Raw genomic sequence first — 2,905 nt, 5'->3', positions numbered from 1 at the left:
AGGAAAACGTGGTAAGAATCCAAAAACCAAAGCAAGGAATCTGCTTGATAGGTTTATAGAACATAAAGACAAGATTCTGAGATTCCTGACAGACTTGAAAGTTCCGTTTGAGAATAATCAAGCAGAAAGAGATGTCAGGATGATGAAGCTACAGCAGAAAATATCAGGAACTTTCAGAACTGCACGAGGAGCGGAAGCTTTCTGCAGAATTAGAGCATATATTTCAACAATAAGAAAGAATGGTTTACCTGTTTTAGAGGGTATTCTCGCGGCGCTCAAAGGAGCGCCGCTAACTATACCCTGAATAGTTACAATTATTCATCAAATGCAAAACTGGAATCTGATATCGATTTCAATTTAAACACTAAACATTTGGGTTTGAGTTTTTCCGTCGAAATCGAGATCAGCAGCTCAAAATCCTTAACCGAATACAAATGAGTCTATTTTTGACTATTGGTATATTTTCAACCCCGAGTTGATATTTGACTTATGGTCGAACAACTATATAAAGATTATTTTTAATTGTCTGGTACTCGTTCAAATTTTGACAGTTAAATAAAAATAAGTGCTCTTTGTTTTGATTCATTCGATAAAATGAAAATTAATACAAAATGGAGAGCATTCCCTACAATTCCTAACAAAAATATATAAATCCCTTGAAGAATGATTAGTTTTTAAGGGATATTAAACCTTTTTTGCCAAATATAATGTAGTGTCAGCCCTCCCCCAGTTAAGGTACATTTATTAAATGATTTATTTGCTGTTTAAATGACTTAAGTACTTTAATCGTTAAATTAAACGTTGACTTATCCTTACTTTTAACATTGAATTTTGTATAGATGAAAATGACACCAGATGCCTTATTTATAAATAAACATAAATTGTAAAAGAATAACGTATTTATCTTACTTTTTTATTGATTTGAAAGAGTATTATAGATTATTTATCTAAAAAATTGATTTTTAGAGTGGACTTTAGTTGGGGAAACTCTAAATACATAAATATTATCCAAAATAAGCATTGTATGCCTTTAGCTTTAGTACTGATTTGGAAGGACCCTAAAATAAAGGAAAAAAGGAAGTTCCTTCAAACAGGAACTTCAGAAATCTTATTAACTGACCTCTCAGGACTCACTCCAGAGGAGAGGCAGATATACCCGGGTCAGTTACCATATACTCGTAGAATGCGCTTCCCCTTTCAAGATTTTTCCTGTACTTGATTGTTGCGTTATCAGGCTGGAAAGCCATGAAATCGACAAAACCTACAGGCTGCCCACCTGGTAGGGAAGTGTCATCAAGTTGAACCACACTTTGAGCATTCATGGAAATATTAAGGTTGGAAGTCGAGATTTCAAGTTTGGAGGGCCTTTTCACAGTACGGTCCTTTACTACAGTGTTCACCCATTCTTCTTCATCTACACTAATCTCATCTCCGGAATATTCTGCAATTACCTTTCCTGTATGCTTGTTTATAAGTGTCAGATGCTTGTACGTATACCCATCATACCCATCATCAATGCTTCTTACACCGTAGAAAATTGTCTGGTATCTACCCGCTGTAACTTCCGACCAGCTCCATCCATGCGTTTCCATTTGCCATGTAGCTTGGTCAGGGGTGTAGGGGATCATATGGTCGAAATACCCGTCATTCTGCATAACCCTATATTTCTTGCCATCGAGCACCACACTGCCCCTGAGCTTTCCGTAAGCGTATTCGTATGTGGTGAAATTCACAGGCTCTACAGCACTATCTACAGTTTTCTTGACATGTGGCTTGAAAAACAAATTAAGCTGCATATCATCAAAGGAGTAGTTCAGCATGTATCCTTTGGAGCCTGATCCATAAAATCTCTTCAAACCATCAGGATAAGCAAAGTTAAGGTAAGGTACATGAAACTCGATGTAATTTTCAATACCGGATCTTGGCACAAGAGTCCTAGTAAAATTATGAGTGGCGGCTTCCCCATAGGGATAAAATCCGTAGAATGTGGACAGGTATGACAATTGGGTTCCAGAATCAGGATCTACAAGTTCCGGAGACTCCTGATGAGCCATTACGACAAAAAAAGCAATTTTTTTCTGTTCTCCATCTTTTGCAACAAGCCTCAAATCCCCGTTCTGATACCACCATTCCGACATAAAGTTAGCATTGCAATCGGTGTCATTGTGTCCTCCTTCAGTGTAGTCCAAAACTGCTACATTGTTTGAGTTTTTGCTGCTCGACTCTGCGCCTGCCATACTTGCGGTACAGAGTATAAGAAGCAATAAAGTCACTATTTTCAAGTATTTTGGGTTCAAATAACTCTCTCCGATGTGATTAACTCATATTCAGTAAGCCATTTTCTTAGTTTTTTGTAGCTTCCAAAATTGTGAATACTTTTCAAATAACATCAGTACAATACTTATAAAAAATCTTTCTATTTTATGTTAAATATCAAAAGTTAAATATCAAAACTGTTAGTTTTGTGGTTTAAGAAATAACCGAAAAATATCATGTTCCCAGTTGTCTGGCAAAAATTCTGGAGGTTAATAAGTTGTTTAAAATCCATATATTTTCAGTTACTCGTTTTGCCAATGATAGTAATGGAACTATAACAAGATTCAGCAGGACTGATGTCACTAATTCGAGCAAAAAAACGGGAAAAACATACTGAGATCTGATAGCCTGGATCCACTGTCAACTTAACGGAAGTAAGAAAAGGAAGATTTACAGAACAATTTCTAATTTTTAGAAAACAAACATGATATTCCTTGAATAACATGCACAACTATATGAAAATGCATGCTGATGGCAGCATTTTCATGCTAAATAAATTAATGATACAAATGTATCCTCTTCAAATTTAAGGGATTTTCAACCGCATAAAAAATATAATAGTTTTTCCATTTTCCCTTATCATATTTTG

Annotated in this window: 2 protein-coding genes; one reads left to right on the top strand and one right to left on the bottom strand. The window is 35.6% G+C overall.

The annotated features are described in order from the left end of the window. Positions 1–304: IS66 family transposase (locus ASJ81_RS10615; protein WP_141241651.1), on the top strand; the 304-nt coding region annotated here is incomplete at its 5' end. Positions 305–1,130: 826 nt separating this feature from the next. Here the strand turns inward: ASJ81_RS10615 and ASJ81_RS10610 are convergent. Beyond that, positions 1,131–2,297 (bottom strand): hypothetical protein, encoded by a 1,167-nt coding sequence (locus tag ASJ81_RS10610; protein ID WP_095644431.1) that lies wholly within the window; start codon positions 2,295–2,297, stop codon positions 1,131–1,133. Positions 2,298–2,905: the final 608 nt, after the last annotated feature.

The sequence above is a fragment of the Methanosarcina spelaei genome (assembly GCF_002287235.1).
GTDB classification, from domain to species: Archaea; Halobacteriota; Methanosarcinia; order Methanosarcinales; family Methanosarcinaceae; genus Methanosarcina; species Methanosarcina spelaei.
The sequence above is the reverse complement of the archived record's forward strand: the minus strand, read 5'-3'. Positions and strand labels throughout refer to the sequence as shown.